This is a genomic window from Micromonospora sp. Utrum1 (assembly GCF_057197805.1).
Genome location: NZ_CM170071.1, coordinates 301,065 through 318,543, shown reverse-complemented (window position 1 = coordinate 318,543; position 17,479 = coordinate 301,065). Strand labels below are relative to the sequence as shown.

At 70.2% G+C, this 17,479-nt stretch carries 12 protein-coding genes; 7 read left to right on the top strand and 5 right to left on the bottom strand.

Annotated features, from left to right (window positions below; all coding sequences use genetic code 11):
- Positions 1 to 113: 113 nt before the first annotated feature.
- The 3 genes from AC0OLQ_RS01500 (at position 114) to AC0OLQ_RS01490 (ending at position 7,500) form a co-directional block, all read left to right on the top strand.
- The gene (locus AC0OLQ_RS01500) at positions 114 to 2,150 is read left to right on the top strand and encodes an N-acetylmuramoyl-L-alanine amidase (RefSeq protein WP_484529890.1); all 2,037 of its coding nucleotides are present in this window, start codon (positions 114 to 116) and stop codon (positions 2,148 to 2,150) included.
- A 286-nt stretch (positions 2,151 to 2,436) separates the two neighbouring features.
- Complete coding sequence (locus tag AC0OLQ_RS01495; protein ID WP_484529889.1) at positions 2,437 to 6,888, top strand: hypothetical protein; 4,452 nt, start codon at positions 2,437 to 2,439, stop codon at positions 6,886 to 6,888.
- A gap of 174 nt (positions 6,889 to 7,062) precedes the next feature.
- A complete protein-coding gene (locus AC0OLQ_RS01490) occupies positions 7,063 to 7,500 on the top strand; it encodes a hypothetical protein (protein WP_484529888.1) in 438 nt (145 codons plus the stop codon).
- 69 nt (positions 7,501 to 7,569) lie between these two features.
- Here AC0OLQ_RS01490 and AC0OLQ_RS01485 read toward each other — a convergent pair whose 3' ends face one another.
- From AC0OLQ_RS01485 to AC0OLQ_RS01465, 5 genes are all read right to left on the bottom strand, one after another.
- Entirely contained in the window at positions 7,570 to 8,571 is a 1,002-nt protein-coding gene (locus tag AC0OLQ_RS01485) for a C40 family peptidase (protein ID WP_484532525.1), read from the bottom strand.
- Positions 8,572 to 8,750: 179 nt separating this feature from the next.
- A complete protein-coding gene (locus tag AC0OLQ_RS01480) occupies positions 8,751 to 9,755 on the bottom strand; it encodes a hemolysin family protein (protein ID WP_484529887.1) in 1,005 nt (334 codons plus the stop codon).
- Entirely contained in the window at positions 9,748 to 11,055 is a 1,308-nt protein-coding gene (locus AC0OLQ_RS01475; RefSeq protein ID WP_484529886.1) for a hemolysin family protein, read from the bottom strand. Before AC0OLQ_RS01475 ends, AC0OLQ_RS01480 begins: the two co-directional genes overlap by 8 nt.
- A 128-nt stretch (positions 11,056 to 11,183) precedes the next feature.
- On the bottom strand, positions 11,184 to 13,382 hold the full coding sequence (locus AC0OLQ_RS01470; protein WP_484529885.1) for a (Fe-S)-binding protein: 2,199 nt from the start codon (positions 13,380 to 13,382) through the stop codon (positions 11,184 to 11,186).
- A 205-nt stretch (positions 13,383 to 13,587) separates the two neighbouring features.
- Positions 13,588 to 13,851: a cell division protein CrgA gene (locus AC0OLQ_RS01465; protein WP_091264673.1), complete on the bottom strand. Its 264-nt coding sequence runs from the start codon at positions 13,849 to 13,851 to the stop codon at positions 13,588 to 13,590.
- A 230-nt stretch (positions 13,852 to 14,081) separates the two neighbouring features.
- Here AC0OLQ_RS01465 and AC0OLQ_RS01460 point away from each other — a divergent pair, with 230 nt between their 5' ends.
- From AC0OLQ_RS01460 to AC0OLQ_RS01445, 4 genes are read left to right on the top strand one after another with little or no spacing between them, the layout of a single operon-like run.
- Positions 14,082 to 14,888: a DUF881 domain-containing protein gene (locus AC0OLQ_RS01460; protein WP_357331997.1), complete on the top strand. Its 807-nt coding sequence runs from the start codon at positions 14,082 to 14,084 to the stop codon at positions 14,886 to 14,888.
- On the top strand, positions 14,885 to 16,528 hold the full coding sequence (locus tag AC0OLQ_RS01455) for a class E sortase (RefSeq protein WP_484529884.1): 1,644 nt from the start codon (positions 14,885 to 14,887) through the stop codon (positions 16,526 to 16,528). The genes AC0OLQ_RS01460 and AC0OLQ_RS01455 overlap by 4 nt, the downstream gene beginning before the upstream one ends.
- A 3-nt stretch (positions 16,529 to 16,531) precedes the next feature.
- Complete coding sequence (locus AC0OLQ_RS01450; protein WP_357331993.1) at positions 16,532 to 16,807, top strand: hypothetical protein; 276 nt, start codon at positions 16,532 to 16,534, stop codon at positions 16,805 to 16,807.
- Positions 16,808 to 16,812: 5 nt separating this feature from the next.
- A complete protein-coding gene (locus AC0OLQ_RS01445) occupies positions 16,813 to 17,463 on the top strand; it encodes an aminodeoxychorismate/anthranilate synthase component II (RefSeq protein WP_484529883.1) in 651 nt (216 codons plus the stop codon).
- Positions 17,464 to 17,479 lie beyond the last annotated feature (16 nt).

Sequence of the window (17,479 nt, the reverse complement as noted above, 5' to 3'; positions counted from 1 at the left end):
TCGTGGATGAAGGTTTTCTTCACACAAGATTACCCGCTGGAAAGGTATTGACCCGGAGGGTGCGTGGGGCGAGGGTGAGGACGCAGTGACCCCCATCCCTGTCTGGAGGTTCGATGCACCTCTCACCCCCGCCGTCGGGCAGACGGATGCTGCTGGCAGCCGCCGTCGCGGCGGCCACGGCCCTGGTGGCGACCGGCCCGGTGGCCGCCGAACCGCTCACCGCCCAACCGACCACCGACCGCCAGGAGCAGTACGCCGCCGCCGCGGCGGAGTACGGCGTGCCGCAGAGCGTCCTGCTCGGCGTGTCGTACCTGGAGTCGCGCTGGGACACCCACCCGGGCCAGCCGAGCACCAGCGGCGGCTACGGCCCGATGCACCTCACCGACGCCCAGCAGGTCCTCGCGACCCCGGCCAGCGGCCACGTGGACGAGAACGAGGACCCGCGGGGCGACGACTCGCGCCCGCTCACCCTCGACCCGGCCATCGCGGCCGCACCGGCGGAGGACGTGCTGCCGCAGGCGTCCCTGCAGACGCTCGACGCCGCCGCGGCGCTCACCGGCCTCACCGAGGAGACGTTGCGGACCGACGCGGCCGCGAACATCCGGGGCGGGGCGGCACTGCTTGCCTCGTACCAGAAGGAGCTGGGTGCGCCGGTCGGCGCCGGCAGCGACCCGGCGGCCTGGTACGGCGCGGTGGCCCGCTACTCCGGCGCGGACACCGAGGACGCGGCGGCGGCCTTCGCCGACGAGGTCTACGACCAGCTCGGCCTCGGCGCGGCCCGGACCACCGACGACGGCCAGCGGGTGACCCTCGCCGCCACCGCGGTGACGCCGGACCAGTCCGGGCTGCACAAGCTGGGGCTGCGCCGCGCCGAGCGGCCGGACGGCCTGGAGTGCCCGGTCCGCCTCGCCTGCGAGTGGATCCCCGCACCGTACGCGGAGTACTACATCCCTAAGACCCAAACCTGGGACTACGGCAACCACGACATCGGCAACCGGCCGGCACAGCAGAAGCTCGAGTACATCATCATCCACGACACCGAGGGCTACTTCGGCCCCAGTGTGGGCCAGGTCCAGGATGTGACCTACCTGGGCTGGCACTACACGCTGCGTTCGGTGGACGGATACGTGGCCCAGCACATCAAGGCCAAGGACGTCGGTTGGCAGGCCGGCAACTGGTACGTCAACACGAAGTCCATCGGCATTGAGCACGAGGGCTTCGCCGGGCGCGGCACCTGGTACACCGAGGCGATGTACCGGGCCTCGGCCAAGCTGGTGCGCCACCTGGCTCTGCGCTTCCAGATCCCGCTGGACCGGCAGCACATCCTCGGTCACGACAACGTTCCGGGCATCACCGCCGGGAACGTCGCCGGCATGCACTGGGACCCGGGTCCGTACTGGGACTGGTCGCACTACTTCAACCTGCTGAAGGCGCCCTTCCAGGGCACCGGCACGCCGCACACCGGTCTGGTTACCATCGACCCGGACTTCGCGTCGAACCAGCCCGCCTTCTACGGCTGCAACCAGCAGCCCCCGTTGCCACCTGGTCCGGTACCCCCGACGGCCGAGCCCTGCCCGTTGCGCGGCTCCTCCTCGGTCATCCTGCGCACCGCCCCGAGCGCGACCGCCCCGCTGGTCAACGACCTGGGCCTGCGGCCGAACGGCACGCCGAACACCATGTACATCAAGGATCACGGCGCCCGTGCCTCGGCCGGCCAGACCTATGCCCTCGCGGGCGTCCAGGGCGACTGGACCGCTATCTGGTACCTCGGTCAGAAGGCCTGGTTCTACAACCCGGCCTCGGCGCCCACGGCCAAGTGGTCGGCGGGCTTCGTGGTGACGCCCAAGCCGGGCAAGGCCACCATCCCGGTGTACGGGCGGGCCTACCCCGAGAAGGCCGCCTACCCGGCCACCATCCCGTACCAGACCATCTCGCCGTTGCAGTACACCTTCCCGGCGGGCCAGCGGTACGCGGTCGGCGACGTCCTCCCGGGCGAGTACTACCAGGCGGTCTCGTTCGACGGTTCGGCACCGGGTGACCGGACCGTCGTCCGCGGCGAGAACCGGTACGTGCAGATCCAGTTCGGCCATCGGGTGATGTTCGTGAACCTGGACGACGTGCAGATCCTGCCGGCCGCGCAGACGTCCTGAGCACCCCACTGTCGGCGATCGAGCAAGGGTTCCCGGTTCTACCGGGAACCCTTGCCGCCGTTCTACGGCAAAAGGCTTCCCCTCGTCACCGTACGTCGCAGGTTCTTTACAGAGATGATTGAGAACGGTAGATTCCCATCTGTCGATAGATCACGGGGGATCATCTTCGACACCTGGCGAACCTGCTCGCCCGCGATCGACATGAACGACACCGTCGACGAGGGGAGACACGGTGCGTACAGGAATAGTGGAGGTGGTCCCACTCGCCCTGCTGGGCGTGGTGGCGATGACCGTGTTCATCCGGACGAAGAGCAGACGCCGCTGGACGTATGTGGCCGGAGGCCTGCTGGCCGGCGCATGGCTGGCGCTGACGGGTGGAGCGGTATGGGCGATGTCCAGCTCCATGGCTGCCGACCTGCCAGCAAAGGCTACCGAGCCGGGCAATCCGTGTTTATCAGGGGCGCCGGCACGCAGCTTCGACGTCTCACTGATCAACATTCCGATCTTCCTCAACCGCTTTGGCGACGTCGTCCCCGAGGGGCGCATGTATGTCCTCGACGAGAACATCGCCACCGTCCGGGCCAACTTCGCCAAGGCCGCCGACCCCAATGACCAGGCGGACCTAATCGAACCCCTGGTGCTACGGGCGCACCGGGGAGACTGCGTGACGATCCGGTTCACCAACCGGCTCCACGAAGAAGCGCCGCCGTTCGTCCGGAACGATTCCATCTTCCTGCTACCCGGCGAGCAGTTGGCGGCTCCCGGCACCGTGACGCCGGAGCCGCGGCGATTCGCCCCGGCCCGGACCCTGCCGCACAACGACTTCGACCCAGAGGCTGCGCCGCCGGCGTCCATCCACATGGAGGGTCTGGTTTTCGACCCCAAGGGCTCCGACGGCACGGCGGCGGGACTCAACCCCGATTCGACCGTAGCCCGCGGCGCCACCGCCACCTACCGGTACTCGGCGGCCGTCGAGGGGGAGTTCCACTTCAACGACGGCGCCGACCTCACCTCCGTCGAGACCGGCGCGGGCAACACCATCGGGTCGCACTCGTTCGGGGCCTTCGGCGCGATCGTGGTAGAGAAGCCCGGCACCAGTTGGGTGGATGCCCGCACCGGCGAGCCGCTCGCCTCCGGGACCCGCGCTGTCATCAAGGACCCGGAGCCCGGCGCACCGGACCACCGGGAGCACGTGATTTTCATGCACGACGAGGTGGAGGCAGCTTCCGGCATCCTCACCCGGTTCTGCCGGAACGGGCAGGACGGGGTGGCGGAGGACCGGGCCAACGGGGAGTGCGTCGACCCGACGGCCGCCGATCTCACCAAGCTGAAGCAGGGCACCCTGCCCGGCCTCTCCGGCGGGGACGCGGACGCCCTGGTGCAGGGCGAAGTACCGGTCAAGCTGGAGTGGTTCGCCTTCAACTACCGGGCGGAGCCCGCGTTCAACCGCGAAGAGGTCGGCTGCCCGGCGGCGACTCGCAATGCGCAGGGATTCGACGCCAAGGAGTGTCACGGCGAGGAGACCGCCCTGTCCTCCTGGGCGTACGGCGACCCGGGTGGCGGTGACCTGGTCTTCGCCAACTACCGCGGCGAGCCGATGCAGATCCGGCTGCTGCACGCGGCCGAGCGGGAGACGCACACCTTCCACTGGCACGTCAATCGGTGGCCGTTCGACCCGAAGGACGAAGGTGGGCTCGCCGCGGTGAGCAAGCCGACCCACCACATCGGCGTTACCAACATCCTGGACGTGCAGGCCGTCTCGCCGGGCGCGCACTACGCGCTCATTCCTGAGGGCGGCGCCGGTTCATCGCATGATAACAAGCCGGCGACGTTCGGTGACGTGATCTTCCACTGCCACCTCTACCCGCATTTCGCCAATGGTATGTGGGCGTTGAACCGTACCCACGACAAGCTGGAGGATGGCAAGCGGACGCTGCCGGACGGCACGAAGGTGCCGGCCCTGCTGCCACTGGAAGACTTCGACTACGAGCCGGCGATCCCCGGGGTGAACCCACCGCCCGCGCCCACCGAGGCGAAGCCGGGATACCCGCACTTCGTGCCCGGCAAGTTCGGTTTTAAGGCGCCGAAGCCGCCGCTCGGCGTGGCGAGCCGCCAGGCGGGCGGGGTATTCCCGCCCACGCAGAAGGAGAAGGACGCGGCTGACCCGGGCGGCCAGGTCCCCGGCGGCTTCTTCCAGAACCCGTGCCCAGCCACCCGGTCGGACGGCAAGCCGACTCCGATGAAAAACTTCGACGTCGCCGCCATCCAGGTCGCGCAGTTCTACAACGAAGAGTTGCGATGGAAGAACCCTCAGGCCAGGGTCTACGTCCGGCAGACGGATAAACAGGCGGTTCTCGGCGGGAAGAAACCGGAACCATTCGCGCCCTTGTTCAACGTCGGTGACTGCGTGGTCTACAACTTCACGAACGAACTACCGGAGAACTTCGGCGGCAACGTCTTCGACCGGGCCCAGGTCACCAACGAGGCGGGGATTCATCAGCACCTCGTCCAGTTCGACGTGCTGACCTCGGACGGCGCGGCCAACGGCTGGAACTACGACCAAGGTGCAGATCACGGCCAGACAATCACCTACCGGTCGTTCGTGCACGAGGACCTCGCGACCAGCAGCTTCCACGATCACTTCTTCCCCAATGTGCACCAGGACAACGGACTGCTGGGTGGAGCGACCGTGCACCCGGCAGGGTGCACATACCACAACCCAAAGACCGGAGAGGCCGTCCAGGTCGGGACGGCGGTCGACATCCACTGCTCGCCGGGCACGGACTACCACGGCAAGCCGATCGACGATCGCGACTACCGGAACTTCTCGGTGTTCGTCGAGGATCACGTGCCGATGTTCAAGCCGGCCGATCCGAGCGACCCGAACGACGACCAGTTCGTCACACCGGACGGCGTGCCGATTTACCCGCCGAAGTTTCCCTCCAGCCCCGACGACCAGGGTGTGGTCGGCCTGAGCTATCGACTTGAGCCGTTTGAGGGGCGGCGGAACGCGGACCCGTCCCGGGTGTACGACCGTAGCGTCCACGGCGATCCGTACACCCAGGTCTTCAAGGCACACGAAGGGGATCGTGTGAAGTGGCGGGTGTTCCAGCTTTCACAGGAGGAATCCCACGGGTTCAGCATTGATCGCTTCCCATGGAAGTCAGACGCGCGGGATCCGGAGTCGAACATCGTCCAGGCTCAACACCTCGGCGTGCTCGAGTACTTCGACATGACCCTGGACCTCGGCAACGAGCTGCCGTGGCGGGACTACGTCGACCGAAGACACTACGTGTACGGACTGACCGGCAGCGACGACCGCTTCCTGGGCGCATGGAGCCAACTGCAGGTGATGGACTGCGACGACCCGTCCGGCAAAGAGCTTTGGGAGGTGAAGAAACTGGAGGACAGTCCTAACCCCTGCACCGGCGTCGCCGGTGGCTGGCCGGAGGGCATCTGCGCCGACGACGGCACGGGCACCTACCAGCATTTCACCGTCGTCGCATTCAACCACGACATCGTTTACAACAGGGCTGGCGACCACGATCCGAACGGGGCGATGTTCGCTCTCGAAGAAGACGTCGACGCCATCAAATCCGGGCAGAAGCCGCCCGAACCACTCGTGCTTCGTGCACACGCCGGCGACTGCGTCAACGTGACTCTGAAGAACCGGATCGATCCGGCCAAAATGCAGCCGACCTGCTTCGAGGCCACCGAGCCCGGCCAACTCGGCTGGCGGCGGGATCAAGGCAGCACCCTGCCGGGCTGCCTCGACCAGCCGCCAAAGGACGAGCGAAACGTGCCCGGTTTCAAGCCGTACCCGGTCAGCTCCCGGGTGTCGATGACTCCCACCCTGCTCGAATACAACCTTGGCTCGCGGGGCACGAACACCGGCGATGACTCGTACGGACTCGGTGACTTGACGGTCGGCGTGGGCGAGGAGCGGACGTTCGGCTGGCCGGTGCCGGAGAACATCACCGGCCTTGCCCTGCTGCAGGACCAGGCCGACCCGCTGCACCACGGGCACCACGGGCTTTTCGGCGGCCTGGTCATCGAACCCAAGGGCACGAGCTGGCTCAACCCGAAGAACGGCACCAGCCTGAAATCCGGTACCCAGGCGGTCATCGTCGACCCCAACGGGAAGGACTACCGGGAGAACGTCGTCCTGCTCAACAGCGACCTGGCCCTGTTCCGGGCCAACGGCACGGACGTCCCCGACAACGTCGACCTGGCGGTCGCGCCGAGCCGGGAGACCGACGACCCCGAGGATTCCGGCGAGGTCGCGGTGAACTACCGCAACGAGCCATGGAACCACCGGTACGCGGCAAGCGATGACGTCGCCACGATATTCAGCAGCTACCCGCACGGCGACCCGAGCACGCCGCTGCTGGAGGCGTACGCGGGCGACAAGACGGTCCTGTGGGTCGGTCAGGCGGTGGGCAAACCAAGATCGACCGGGTTCACCCTGCACGGCCACACCTGGCGGGCGGCACCGAAGGATCCGCAGTCGCAGATCAAGGCATTCCAGGGCGAGTTCAATCCGGGCACCGTGTATCCGGTGGTGCTCGACCCGGACGTGACCGGTGGTGCCGGCGGCCCACGTGCCGTACCCGGGGACTACCTCTACCGGTCCAACAGCCTCTCCCCGCATCTGACGGGCGGGCAGTGGGGGATCTTCCGGGTGTACGGGACGCCCCGAACCGGACTGATCCAGCTTCCGGACCATCCCGTCGGCTGACCGAGCACGGGTGCGGGCGGCCGGGTGACCGCCCGCACCCCCGAGAGGAACCTCATGACAACTACCTCCAGATGGCGGCTCGTCGAGCCGGTGCCGAACGGACGGCGGCGGAACCGTCGGCCCCCTACGCCGCCGAAGCGCTGGCCCGGATTCCTGGCCGGAGTCGCCACCGGCATGACCATCGCGGTGGCGGTCAGCGGCGTCGCCTTCCTGACCACCAGGCCGGAGGGGCGAGCCGTGGCGGCGACATCGGCCACGGCACACCCCGACTCCAGCCGTCCGACCGGTTCGACTGCCGCAGTGCTGGACGTCAAGGCCCGACACGTGGGGAATCTGCAGGTACAGATCGAGGTGCAGGCGGTGAGCCCGGGGACGTACCAGCCGATCACCATGGCCCGGATGGTCGCCTGGACGGACATGATCGCCATGCCGACGTCCCACCGGCAGGGGCCGATCACGCTGATGGAGGTCCCCGGCAAACGGGGTACCTACAGTGCCCTCACCAACGTGCCGATGGTCGGGGAGTACGACGTCCGCATCGAGCTCCAGCAGCCGTTACCAGCGGAGGCCCACGAGCGGGTGGACGTGCAGACGGTGGGCCGGACGAGCTGACCCATCGATACGACGAAGGCCCCCGGTCCGCGTGGACCGGGGGCCTTCTCGTCGCTCGGGGGGACCGGGTCAGGTGACCCGGACGAAACCGGCGAGCGGCTGTGTGCTGATGCTCGACACCTGGACCGGTTTGCCGGTCCGTGGTGCGTGGACCATCACCCCGTTGCCGAGATAGAGCCCGACGTGGTGCAGGTCGCTGCCGAAGAAGACGAGGTCCCCTGGTCTGGCCTCGGAGCGGGAGACCTTGCGGCCCTCGTTCCACTGTGCGCCGGTGAAGTGTGTGAGCGAGATGCCCGCCGCCTTGTAGGCGTACTGGGTGAGGCCGGAGCAGTCGAACGAGTTCGGGCCGGTGGCGCCCCACACGTACGGGTCACCGACCTGTGCGCACGCCGTCTTGATGGCGGTGCGCGCGGCGCTGCTCACCACGCCGTCGATGGCCGGGCAGCCCGCCGGGCGGATCGAGGTCACCGGCAGCATCGCGGTCAGCCGCTTGATCTCGGAGTCGATCTGCTTCTTCTTCGCCGCCAGCTCGTCCTTCTGCTTGATCTCGGTGGCGATCAGCGCGTCCAGCTTCTGCTTCTGCCGGTTGTACTTGTCCCGGACGGCGAGCACGCCGGCGATCTGCCTGCGCTGGTCGTCGGCGAGCCGGTCGAGGATGACCAGCTGCTCGGCGAGCGTGCCGGGCTTGGTGTTCACCAGCAGGGCGCCGAGGTCCTGGGACGGGCCCTGGATGTAGTAGCGGGCGGCGATGTCGCCGACCTTGTTCATCGCGAGCGCCGACTCCAGCTCCAGCGGCACCATCTTCTTCTGCAGGTCCGCGGACTTCTTCTGGTTGACCTTGAGCTGGGAGCGGATCTTGTTGTACTGCTCGATCGTGGGTTCGAGCTTCTCCCACTGCTTGTCGATCTGGGCGTCGATCTCGTCCACCGACGGCGCCGCGTGCACCGGGGCCGCGAGCATCCCGGCGCCGACCGCGACGGCCGCGACCAGGGTGAGGAGACGGCGTACCACCCGGTGGAACCCGGCCGGTCGGTCGGGCGGCTGGCTCGGGGCGTGACGAGGAGGGGGCATGGTTGCCACCGGCACGGACTCCTTTGCAACCGACCGCCGGGCGCCTCGCGAGGGGGAAGATCGAGGCAGACGACCCACAGCGGTCGGTGCCCCACATTAGGGAAGGCACCGGGGTGGAATCAAGGCGACCTTTGGTTCGATCATGTCTGCGCAACCGCTTGCACACCAAGGGTATTCGTTTACTTGCCAACGATCGCGGTCAATACGTCGTCGAGGGTCACCACACCGAGCGGTCGACGCCCGTCGCTCACCAGCACCATGTGCCGGCGCTCCCGCCGCATCGAGAGCAGCAGGTCGGCCAGCGTACGGTCGGGCGGCACCACGGCCAGCGGCCGGTAGACGTCGGCGGGCACCGGCGCCCGGCGGCCGGCGCCCGCGTAGCCGAGCACGTCCTTGACGTGCACGAAGCCGAGCACCCGGCGGGTGGACCGCTGCACCACCGGGAAGCGGGACCGGCCGGTGCGGGTGGCCAGCACCTCCAGCGACGCCGGTGAGACGTCCTCGGCCACCGTGGTCACCGTCGACCAGGGTTGCAGGGCGTCGGCCGCAGTGCGGCTGTGCAGGGCCAGCGCGCCGGTGATCCGGGCGTGCTCCTCGGCGTCCAGCAACCCCTCGGTACGCGCCTGCGAGACCAGACCGGCCAACTCCTCTGCCGTGAACACGGTCTTCACGGCGTCGGTCGCCTCGACCCGCCACAACCGCAGCACCTGCCGGGCAGACCACTTCATGGCCAGCAGCAGCGGCTTGGTGGCCAGGCAGAAGGCGAGCATGGCCGGGCCCAGCCAGAGCGCCGACGGCTCCGGGCCGGCCAGGGTGATGTTCTTCGGCACCATCTCGCCGACCACGGTGTGCAGGAAGACCACCACGCCCAGGGCGATCACGAACGCCACCGGATGCACCGCCGAGGCCGGCAGGCCGACCGCCTCGAACGGGGTCTCCAGCAGGTGGGCCAGCGCCGGCTCGGCGATCGCGCCGAGACCGAGCGAGCAGACCGTGATGCCGAGCTGCGCCCCGGCGATCATCAACGGGATCTGGTTCATCGCGGACAGCGCCCACCGGGCCCGCTTCGAGGTCGCCGCCAGCGGTTCGAGCACCGTCCGGCGGGAGGCGATCAGGGCGAACTCGCTGCCCACGAAGAAGGCGTTGCCGAGCAGCAGAACCAGGGCGATCAGCAGCTCACTCACCGTCGTCGGGCTCCTCCGGGCGGACCACCCGGACCTGCTCGATCCGGTGCCGGTCGACCTCCACCACGGTGAACTCGTACCCGGCCTCCTCGACCGTCTCGCCCGGCACCGGGATGTGCCCGAGCCGGGCCATCAGGAAGCCGGCGAGGGTCTCGTACGGCCCCTCGGGCAGCCGGAAGCCGGTCTGCTCGACCAACTCGTCCTCGCGGAGCACGCCGTCCACCAGCACGGTCCGCTCGCCGCCCGGCACGGTCAGCTCGACCGGGCCGAGGTCGTCCACCGCGGCCGGGTCGAACTCGTCGGCGATCTCCCCGACCAGCTCCTCGACCAGGTCCTCCACGGTCACCACGCCGTCGGTGCCGCCGTACTCGTCGACCACGATGGCCAGGTCGGCGCCGGCGTCCTTGAGCGCGGCCAGCACGCCGTCGAGGTCGAGGCTCTCCGGGACGTACACCGGTTCGCGGGCGACCGCGGCGACCGTGGTGGCGGCCCGGCTGGCCAGCGGCACGCCGAGCGCGTCCGGCACCCCCGCCACGCCGGTGACCAGGTCCAGCGTCTCCTCGTAGACCGGGAACCGGGTCCGGCCGGTCTGCCGGGACAGGTCCAGCAGCTCGGCCACGGTCGCGGTGGCGCGCAACGCGATCACGTCGACCCGGGGGGTCATCGCCTCGGCGGCCCGCTTGTCGCCGAACCGGATGGTGCGGCGCAGCAGCATCGCGGTGTCCGGCGGCAGCGCCCCGGCCCGGGCCGAGATGGCCGCGAGCAGCCCCAGCTCCTCCGGGGACCGCGCGCTGGCCAGCTCCTCCTGCGGCTCCACGCCGAGCCACCGGACCAGCCGGTTGGCCGAGTCGTTGAGCAGCCGGATCAGCCAGCCGAAGGTCCGGGAGAAGGTCCGCATCGGCCCCGCCGTGCCGAGCGCGGTGGGCATCGGCCGGGCCAGCGCGAGGTTCTTCGGGACCAGCTCGCCGAAGAGCATCGAGATCAGGGTGGCCAGCGCCAGGGCGAGCAGCCCGCTGAACCGTTCCGCCCCGCCGACCGGGCGCAGCAGTGGGGCGAACAGCCGGGCCAGCGCCGGCTCGGCCAGGTAGCCGGTGAGCAGCGCGGTGATGGTGATGCCGAGCTGGGCGCCGGAGAGCTGGAAGGAGAGCTCGCGCAGCGCCCGACGTACGGTGACGGCCTGCCCGTCCCCCTCACCGGCCCGCCGGTCGATCTCCGCCCGGTCGACGGTGACCAGGGCGAACTCGGCCGCGACGAAGAACGCGTTGCCGGCGGTCAGCAGCACGAAGCCGACCAGGGGCAACAGCGCGGTAACCAGCAGGCCGTCGATGAGCGCGATTGTTCCACGGGGCGCCGGCCGGCACGAACCGGCGGCGGCACCCGGGTGGGTGCCGCCGCCGTCGTGGTTTCAGCTCTTGGCCGGGGTACGCCTCAGCCGGCGACCGACTCGGTCTCCTTATCGCCCGCCGGGGCCTCCGGCTTGACCGAGCGGAGCAGCACGCTGGCCACGTCGACGACCTCGACCTGTTCGCCCGCGCCCTTGCCGTTGACCCCGTCGTTGAGCATCGTCGAGCAGAACGGGCAGCCGACCGCGATGGTCTTCGCCCCGGTGGACATGGCCTCCTCGACCCGGTCCACGTTGATCCGCTTGCCGATCTTCTCCTCCATCCACATCCGGGCGCCGCCGGCGCCGCAGCAGAAGGAGCGCTCGCTGTTGCGCGGCATCTCGGTCAGCTCGCCCTGGATGGCGTCGCCGAGCACCTCGCGGGGGGCGGCGAAGACGCGGTTGTGCCGGCCCAGGTAGCAGGGGTCGTGGTAGGTCACGCCGCCGTCGACCGGCTGCACCGGGGTGAGCTTGCCGGCGGCCACCAGGTGGGCCAGCAGCTGGGTGTGGTGGACCACCTCGAACTCGCCGCCGAGCTGGCCGTACTCGTTGCCCAGGGTGTTGAAGCAGTGCGGGCAGGTGGCGACGATCTTCCGCTTGCTCTTCTCCCGGCCCTCGAAGGCCTCGTTCAGCGTCTCGACGTTCTGCTGGGCGAGCATCTGGAAGACGAACTCGTTGCCGATCCGCCGGGCCGGGTCGCCGGAGCAGGTCTCGCCCTCGCCGAGGATGGCGAAGGAGACGCCGGCCTCGTTGAGCAGCGTGGCCACCGCGCGGGTGGTCTTCTTGGCCCGGTCCTCGAACGCGCCGGCGCAGCCGACCCAGAACAGGTACTCGAAGTCGTCGACCTCGCCCACCCGCGGCACTTCGAAGCCGAGGCCCTTGGTCCAGTCCTCCCGGGTGTTCTGCGGGGCGCCCCACGGGTTGCCCTTGTTCTCCAGGTTGCGGAGCATGACGCCGGCCTCGGACGGGAAGCTCGACTCGATCAGCACCTGGTAGCGGCGCATGTCGACGATGTGGTCGACGTGCTCGATGTCCACCGGGCACTGCTCGACGCAGGCGCCGCAGGTGGTGCAGGACCAGAGCACGTCCGGGTCGATGACCCCGCCTTCCTCGGCGGTGCCGATCAGCGGCCGGTCGGCCTCGGCGAGGGCCAGCACGTCCATGTGGGCGAGCTGCGCGGCGGTGGCCTTCTCCTCGCCGGTCAGGTCCTTGCGGCCGCCGGCCAGCAGGTACGGCGCCTTGGCGTACGCGTGGTCGCGCAGGCTCAGCACGAGCAGCTTCGGCGACAACGGCTTGCCGGTGTTCCAGGCCGGGCACTGCGACTGGCAGCGGCCACACTCGGTGCAGGTGCTGAAGTCCAGCAGGCCCTTCCAGGTGAACTGCTCGACCTGGGCGACGCCGAACTGGTCCTTCTCCGGGTCGGCCTCCTCGAAGTCGAGCGGCTTGCCGTCGCTCATCATCGGCCGCAGCGCGCCCAGGCCGGAGCCGGCCGCCTTCTCAGGCTCACGCTTGAAGAAGATGTTGGGGAACGCCAGGAACCGGTGCCAGGCGACACCCATGGTGACGTTCAGCGAGATCACGATGAGCCAGGTCATCGAGATGACGATCTTGATGAGGGCGGCCACGCTGACGCCGGCCGTCCAGGCGGGGAGCGCGGCGCCGACCGCGTGGCTGAGCGGGGTGGCCCAGACCGGGTACTCGAAGTGGTCGGTGGCGACCTTGAAGCCCCGGATCACGAAGCCGAAGATCAGGACCAGCAGCACGACCCACTCGACGAAGTAGCCCTGCCACATGGTCGAGCCGGTGAACCGGGAGCGGTTGCCCGGCCGGCTGGGCCGGTTGCGCAGCCGGATCGCCATCAGCACCACGATGCCGGCCAGGCCCAGGATCCCGATCCACTCGGTGGCCAGGCCGAAGACCGTCCAGTGCCCGATGATCGGTAGCCCGCCGCCGGGGGTCACCACCTCGAAGTACGCCTCGAGCACCAGCAGCGACAGCACGATGAACCCGACCATCACGAACCAGTGCGCCGCGCCCACCACGCCCCACTTGAGCATGCGGGTGTGGCCGGCGATCTCCACCAGCATCTTCTTCGTGCGGGCGCCCTTGTCGCCGAACCGCTCCGGCGCGGGTTGCCCGAGCCGGATGACGGCCGTCATCTTCATGACCGCGCGCACCGCAAGCCACACCGCCACGGCGGTGATGGCGGCCGCGAGGATCGTGGTGACGATCTGGACGCTGCCCATCGAGTTGGCCTCCCGGTCTGCTGCTTGTCAGTGCAGCCTACGCGCAAGGTTACCCAGCAGTAACGTGAGTCATCTCGCATCCGGCCACGCCGCCCTGCCGACACCTTAGGGGCAGCGGACGCCGGGCGCCGGTCAGGGGCGTCCCGGCGTGACGTACGTCCATGGCCGGAGGGCGGCGGAACCGGTCAGCGCGAGGCGACCGGGGTCAACGCCAGCGGGAGAGCAGGATCAGCGAGGAGACCATCGCGCCGAAGCCGACCGCGAGGTTCCAGTAGCCCCACGTAGCGACGGGGTACGCCTGCTCGGAGAGGTAGTAGACGACCAGCCAGCCGATGCCCACCACGATCAGCGCGACAGCGGTGATCGGCAGCCAGACCGGGCTAGGCTTGCGCGTCGCCGCCGTCGCCGTCGGACGTACGTCCGTCGGCGGGGTGTACACCTTCTTCTTGCGGACCTGAGACTTGGGCACGACGCTCTCCAGAGGGGGGTACGACCTCGTCCGGCCTGACAACCGGGCGCGGGGGCGACGGTCCATGGCCAATAATGTTCGACAGCTAGCGTAGTCCCGACGGACCGTCCAGGCCACGAATGGGGTCAGGCCGGTGCGAGGAGTGACCGAAAAGGGCGGGACTTTTCGGGTCGAGCAGACCGGTCCGCGCCCTTGCGGCCGGAACGAGACGACGGGAAAGGGAACGCCCGGTGGAGTACACGTCCGGCGCCGCCTCCTGGCAGAAGGTCCTCCGGCGCGCGGTGGTCGGCCTGCTGCCCCGGCGGCCGCGCCAGCGCCGCCCGGGATGGTCGATCGGCGTCCCCCTGATCGCCGCCGCGGCCGGGCTCCTGTTCACCACGACCGCGACCACCGCCGGCGGCACCCCGCTGCGCGAGGACCGGCGCCCCCAGCTCACCCAGTTGATCGAGGACCGGCGGGAGCAGGTCGCGGCCAGCGAGGCGAAGGCCGCCCGGCTGCGCGCCGAGGTCGAGGAGCAGACCGGCGCCCTGGCCGGCGCCGACGGGCCGATCAAGGCGCAGCGGGACCGGGCCGCCGCCAGCCGGCAGGCCGCCGGGTTCACGGCGCTCACCGGCAGCGGCATCACCATCGAACTGAACGACGCGCCCCGGCGTGCCGACCAGAGCCTGCCCAAAGGTGCCAGCAACGACGACCTGGTCGTCCACCAGGGTGACGTCCAGGCGGTCGTGAATGCGCTCTGGGCGGGCGGCGCCGAGGCCATGTCAATCATGAATGTCCGCGTGCTCAGCACCAGCGCGGTACGCTGCGTCGGAAACACCCTGCTGCTGCACGGCCGGGTGTACTCCCCTCCTTTCAAGATCGTGGCAATCGGCGACCCTGCCGCCTTCCAGCGGGAGCTCGCCGCGTCTGAGGGAGTCCGGTTGTTCAGGGAAGCCGTCGACCACTACCAGCTCGGCTACTCCGAGACCGTCTCCACGGTCACGGTGCCGGCGTTCGAGGACTCGACCGCACTGCAGTCGGCGAAGGTGCCCAGGTGACACCGGACGTCCCCCGGGAGCGGGACGGGCGCCACCGCGACCAGGACGAGGACCCGACCGCCTTCCTCCCGAAGGTCGACCGACCGGCGCCCGCGCCGCCCCGCCCCCCGCTCGACCTGCCCTGGCCGGACCGGGAGGCGCCACCCTCGGCCACCGAACAACGGCCGGCCCCGTCGCGCCCGCCCGCGTCCCCGCCGCCGGCCTGGCCCGGCGACCGGAGCCGCCCGCCGGCGCCCGCCGCCCGGCCGGTGTCACCGCCCCCCACCGGCGGCCCCCCGGCGGGGTGGTCCGACACGGCACCGCCGGCGCGCGGCGCCACACCGGAACGGCCCGCTGACGCCCGGTCCGAAGGACGCCTGCCAGCCACGCCACAGCGGCCCGCCGACGGCCCTGGTGGGCGGCTCGACGGGCGGCAGCACGGTCCCGGCACGCGCGGGCCGCTGCCGACCTCCGACGGACGGGCGGACCCGTACCAGCGCGGTCGCGGCCACGACGGACCCGACAGGATCCCCGACGAGCCCGGACGCCGGCTCGACGCACCGACCGCCGAGGTACGGCCGCCCGCTCCCGCTGACGCGCCGACCGCGTTCATCCCCCCGCTGGGCGACCGGCCGGAGCGCCGGCCCGCCGGTGGGCCGCTGCGTCCCGGCGCGCCGGGAGCCGGCGTACCCCGGCCGGAAGGGCCGGCCGACGGCGGCGCGGCGCGTCCGGCGACCAGCCCGGCGGACCCGGGGGCGACCGCGGTGATCCCGGCCGTCAGCCGCCCGGCGGCCGCTCCGGCGCTGGACTCCACCGCGCTCATGGGTGCGGTGCCCCCGGTCCGGGACACCGGCGGCGGTGGCGGCGACGAGACCACCCCCGCGGCCGAGCCGCCGAGTCCCCGCCGCGGCGAGCGGGTGGTGCGGCTCCGGCCGGAGCAGACCGGCGAGGGCTACAAGAGCGTCTACTCCGAGCTGACCCGCCCCACCGTCGGTTCCCGGCTGCGGACGATCGTGCGGGGCACCGGCGAAGTGCTGATCACCTTCGGCCTGGTGGTGCTGCTGTTCGCCGGCTACGAGATCTGGGGCAAGGCGGTGATCGTCGACGCCCACCAGAACGACCTGAGCAGCCAGCTCGCCCAGGAGTGGGGTGCGGACCCGACGGTCGGCCCGACCACCGGGCCGAGCACCAAGCCGAAGCCGCCGGCCGAGGGCAAGCCGGTAGCCGGGCTCTACATCCCAAAGCTCGACAAGCACTGGGTGGTGGTCGAGGGGGTCACGCCGGACGACATCCGGTACGCCCCGGGTCACTACCCGAAGAGCGCCATGCCGGGCCAGGTGGGCAACTTCGCCGTGGCCGGGCACCGCATCCGGGCCACCTTCTGGCGGCTGGACGAGCTGCGCGCCGGCGACGCCATCGTGGTCGAGACCCAGGGCGAGTGGTTCGTCTACAGGGTTTACCAGCAGCGGATCGTCAAGCCCTATCAGGTCGAGGTCGTCGCGCCGGTGCCCGGCAAGCCGAGCGAGCAGCCGACCGAGAAGCTGCTCACCCTGACCACCTGCAACCCCAAGTTCGACAACTACCAGCGGCTGATCATCCACGCACGGCTGGACCACGTCCAGGCCAAGGCGGCGGGTCGCCCGGCCGAGCTGGAGGGCTGAGGCGTGTACGGCTGGATCTGGCGGAAGCTGCCGCTCGGGCTGCCCGGGAAGCTGATCGGCTCGGTGCTGCTGGCCGCCGCGACGGTCGCCCTGCTCTGGTTCGTGGTCTTCCCCTGGGCGGAACCCCTCCTCCCCTTCGACGACGTGCAGGTCACCCAGGACTCCGGCGTGCCGGGCGACGACGGCGGGCTCACCGAGCCGAGTGAGCGGCCGTCCGAGGAGGAGATCCCCTACAGCACCGAGACGAACAACGCCCCGCCCTCCACCCCGAGCAGGTGACCCCGATGCGCATCCTCGTGATCGACAACTACGACTCGTTCGTCTTCAACCTCGTGCAATATCTGGGCCAGCTCGGCGTGGGCTGCGAGGTGCGGCGCAACGACGAGATCGACGTCGCCGAGGTGGGCCGGGTGGGCGCCGCCGGAGTGCTGCTCTCGCCCGGGCCGGGCAGCCCGGACCGCGCCGGCATCTGCCTCGACGTGATCAAGGAGTACGCCGGCAAGCTTCCCCTCTTCGGGGTTTGCCTCGGTCACCAGGCCATCGGCGAGGCGTTCGGCGCGACGGTGACCCGGGCGCCGGAGCTGCTGCACGGCAAGACCTCCCTGGTGAGCCACCACGGGGTGGGGGTGCTGGCCGGCCTGCCCGACCCGTTCACCGCCACCCGGTACCACTCGCTGGCCGTCCTGCCCGAGACGCTTCCCGACGAGCTGGAGGTCACCGGCCGGACCGGCTCCGGCGTGGTGATGGCCATGCGGCACCGCACCCTGCCGATCGAGGGCGTCCAGTTCCACCCCGAGTCGGTGCTGACCGAGGGTGGCCACCTCATGCTGGCCAACTGGCTCGCCGTCTGCGGCTTCCCGCAGGCGCTGGAGCGGGCCCCGGAGCTGGCCGCCGAGGTCGACGCCCGCCGCCGCGCCGCCTTCGCTACGGCCTGAGGGGTCGCTACCCGGC

Coding starts and splice junctions, on each gene's coding strand:
- AC0OLQ_RS01500 (WP_484529890.1), top strand. CDS start 114: ATGCACCTCTCACCCCCGCCGTCGGGCAGACGGATGCTGCTGGCAGCC.
- AC0OLQ_RS01495 (WP_484529889.1), top strand. CDS start 2,437: ATGACCGTGTTCATCCGGACGAAGAGCAGACGCCGCTGGACGTATGTG.
- AC0OLQ_RS01490 (WP_484529888.1), top strand. CDS start 7,063: ATGACCATCGCGGTGGCGGTCAGCGGCGTCGCCTTCCTGACCACCAGG.
- AC0OLQ_RS01485 (WP_484532525.1), bottom strand. CDS start 8,571: ATGCCCCCTCCTCGTCACGCCCCGAGCCAGCCGCCCGACCGACCGGCC.
- AC0OLQ_RS01470 (WP_484529885.1), bottom strand. CDS start 13,382: ATGGGCAGCGTCCAGATCGTCACCACGATCCTCGCGGCCGCCATCACC.
- AC0OLQ_RS01445 (WP_484529883.1), top strand. CDS start 16,813: ATGCGCATCCTCGTGATCGACAACTACGACTCGTTCGTCTTCAACCTC.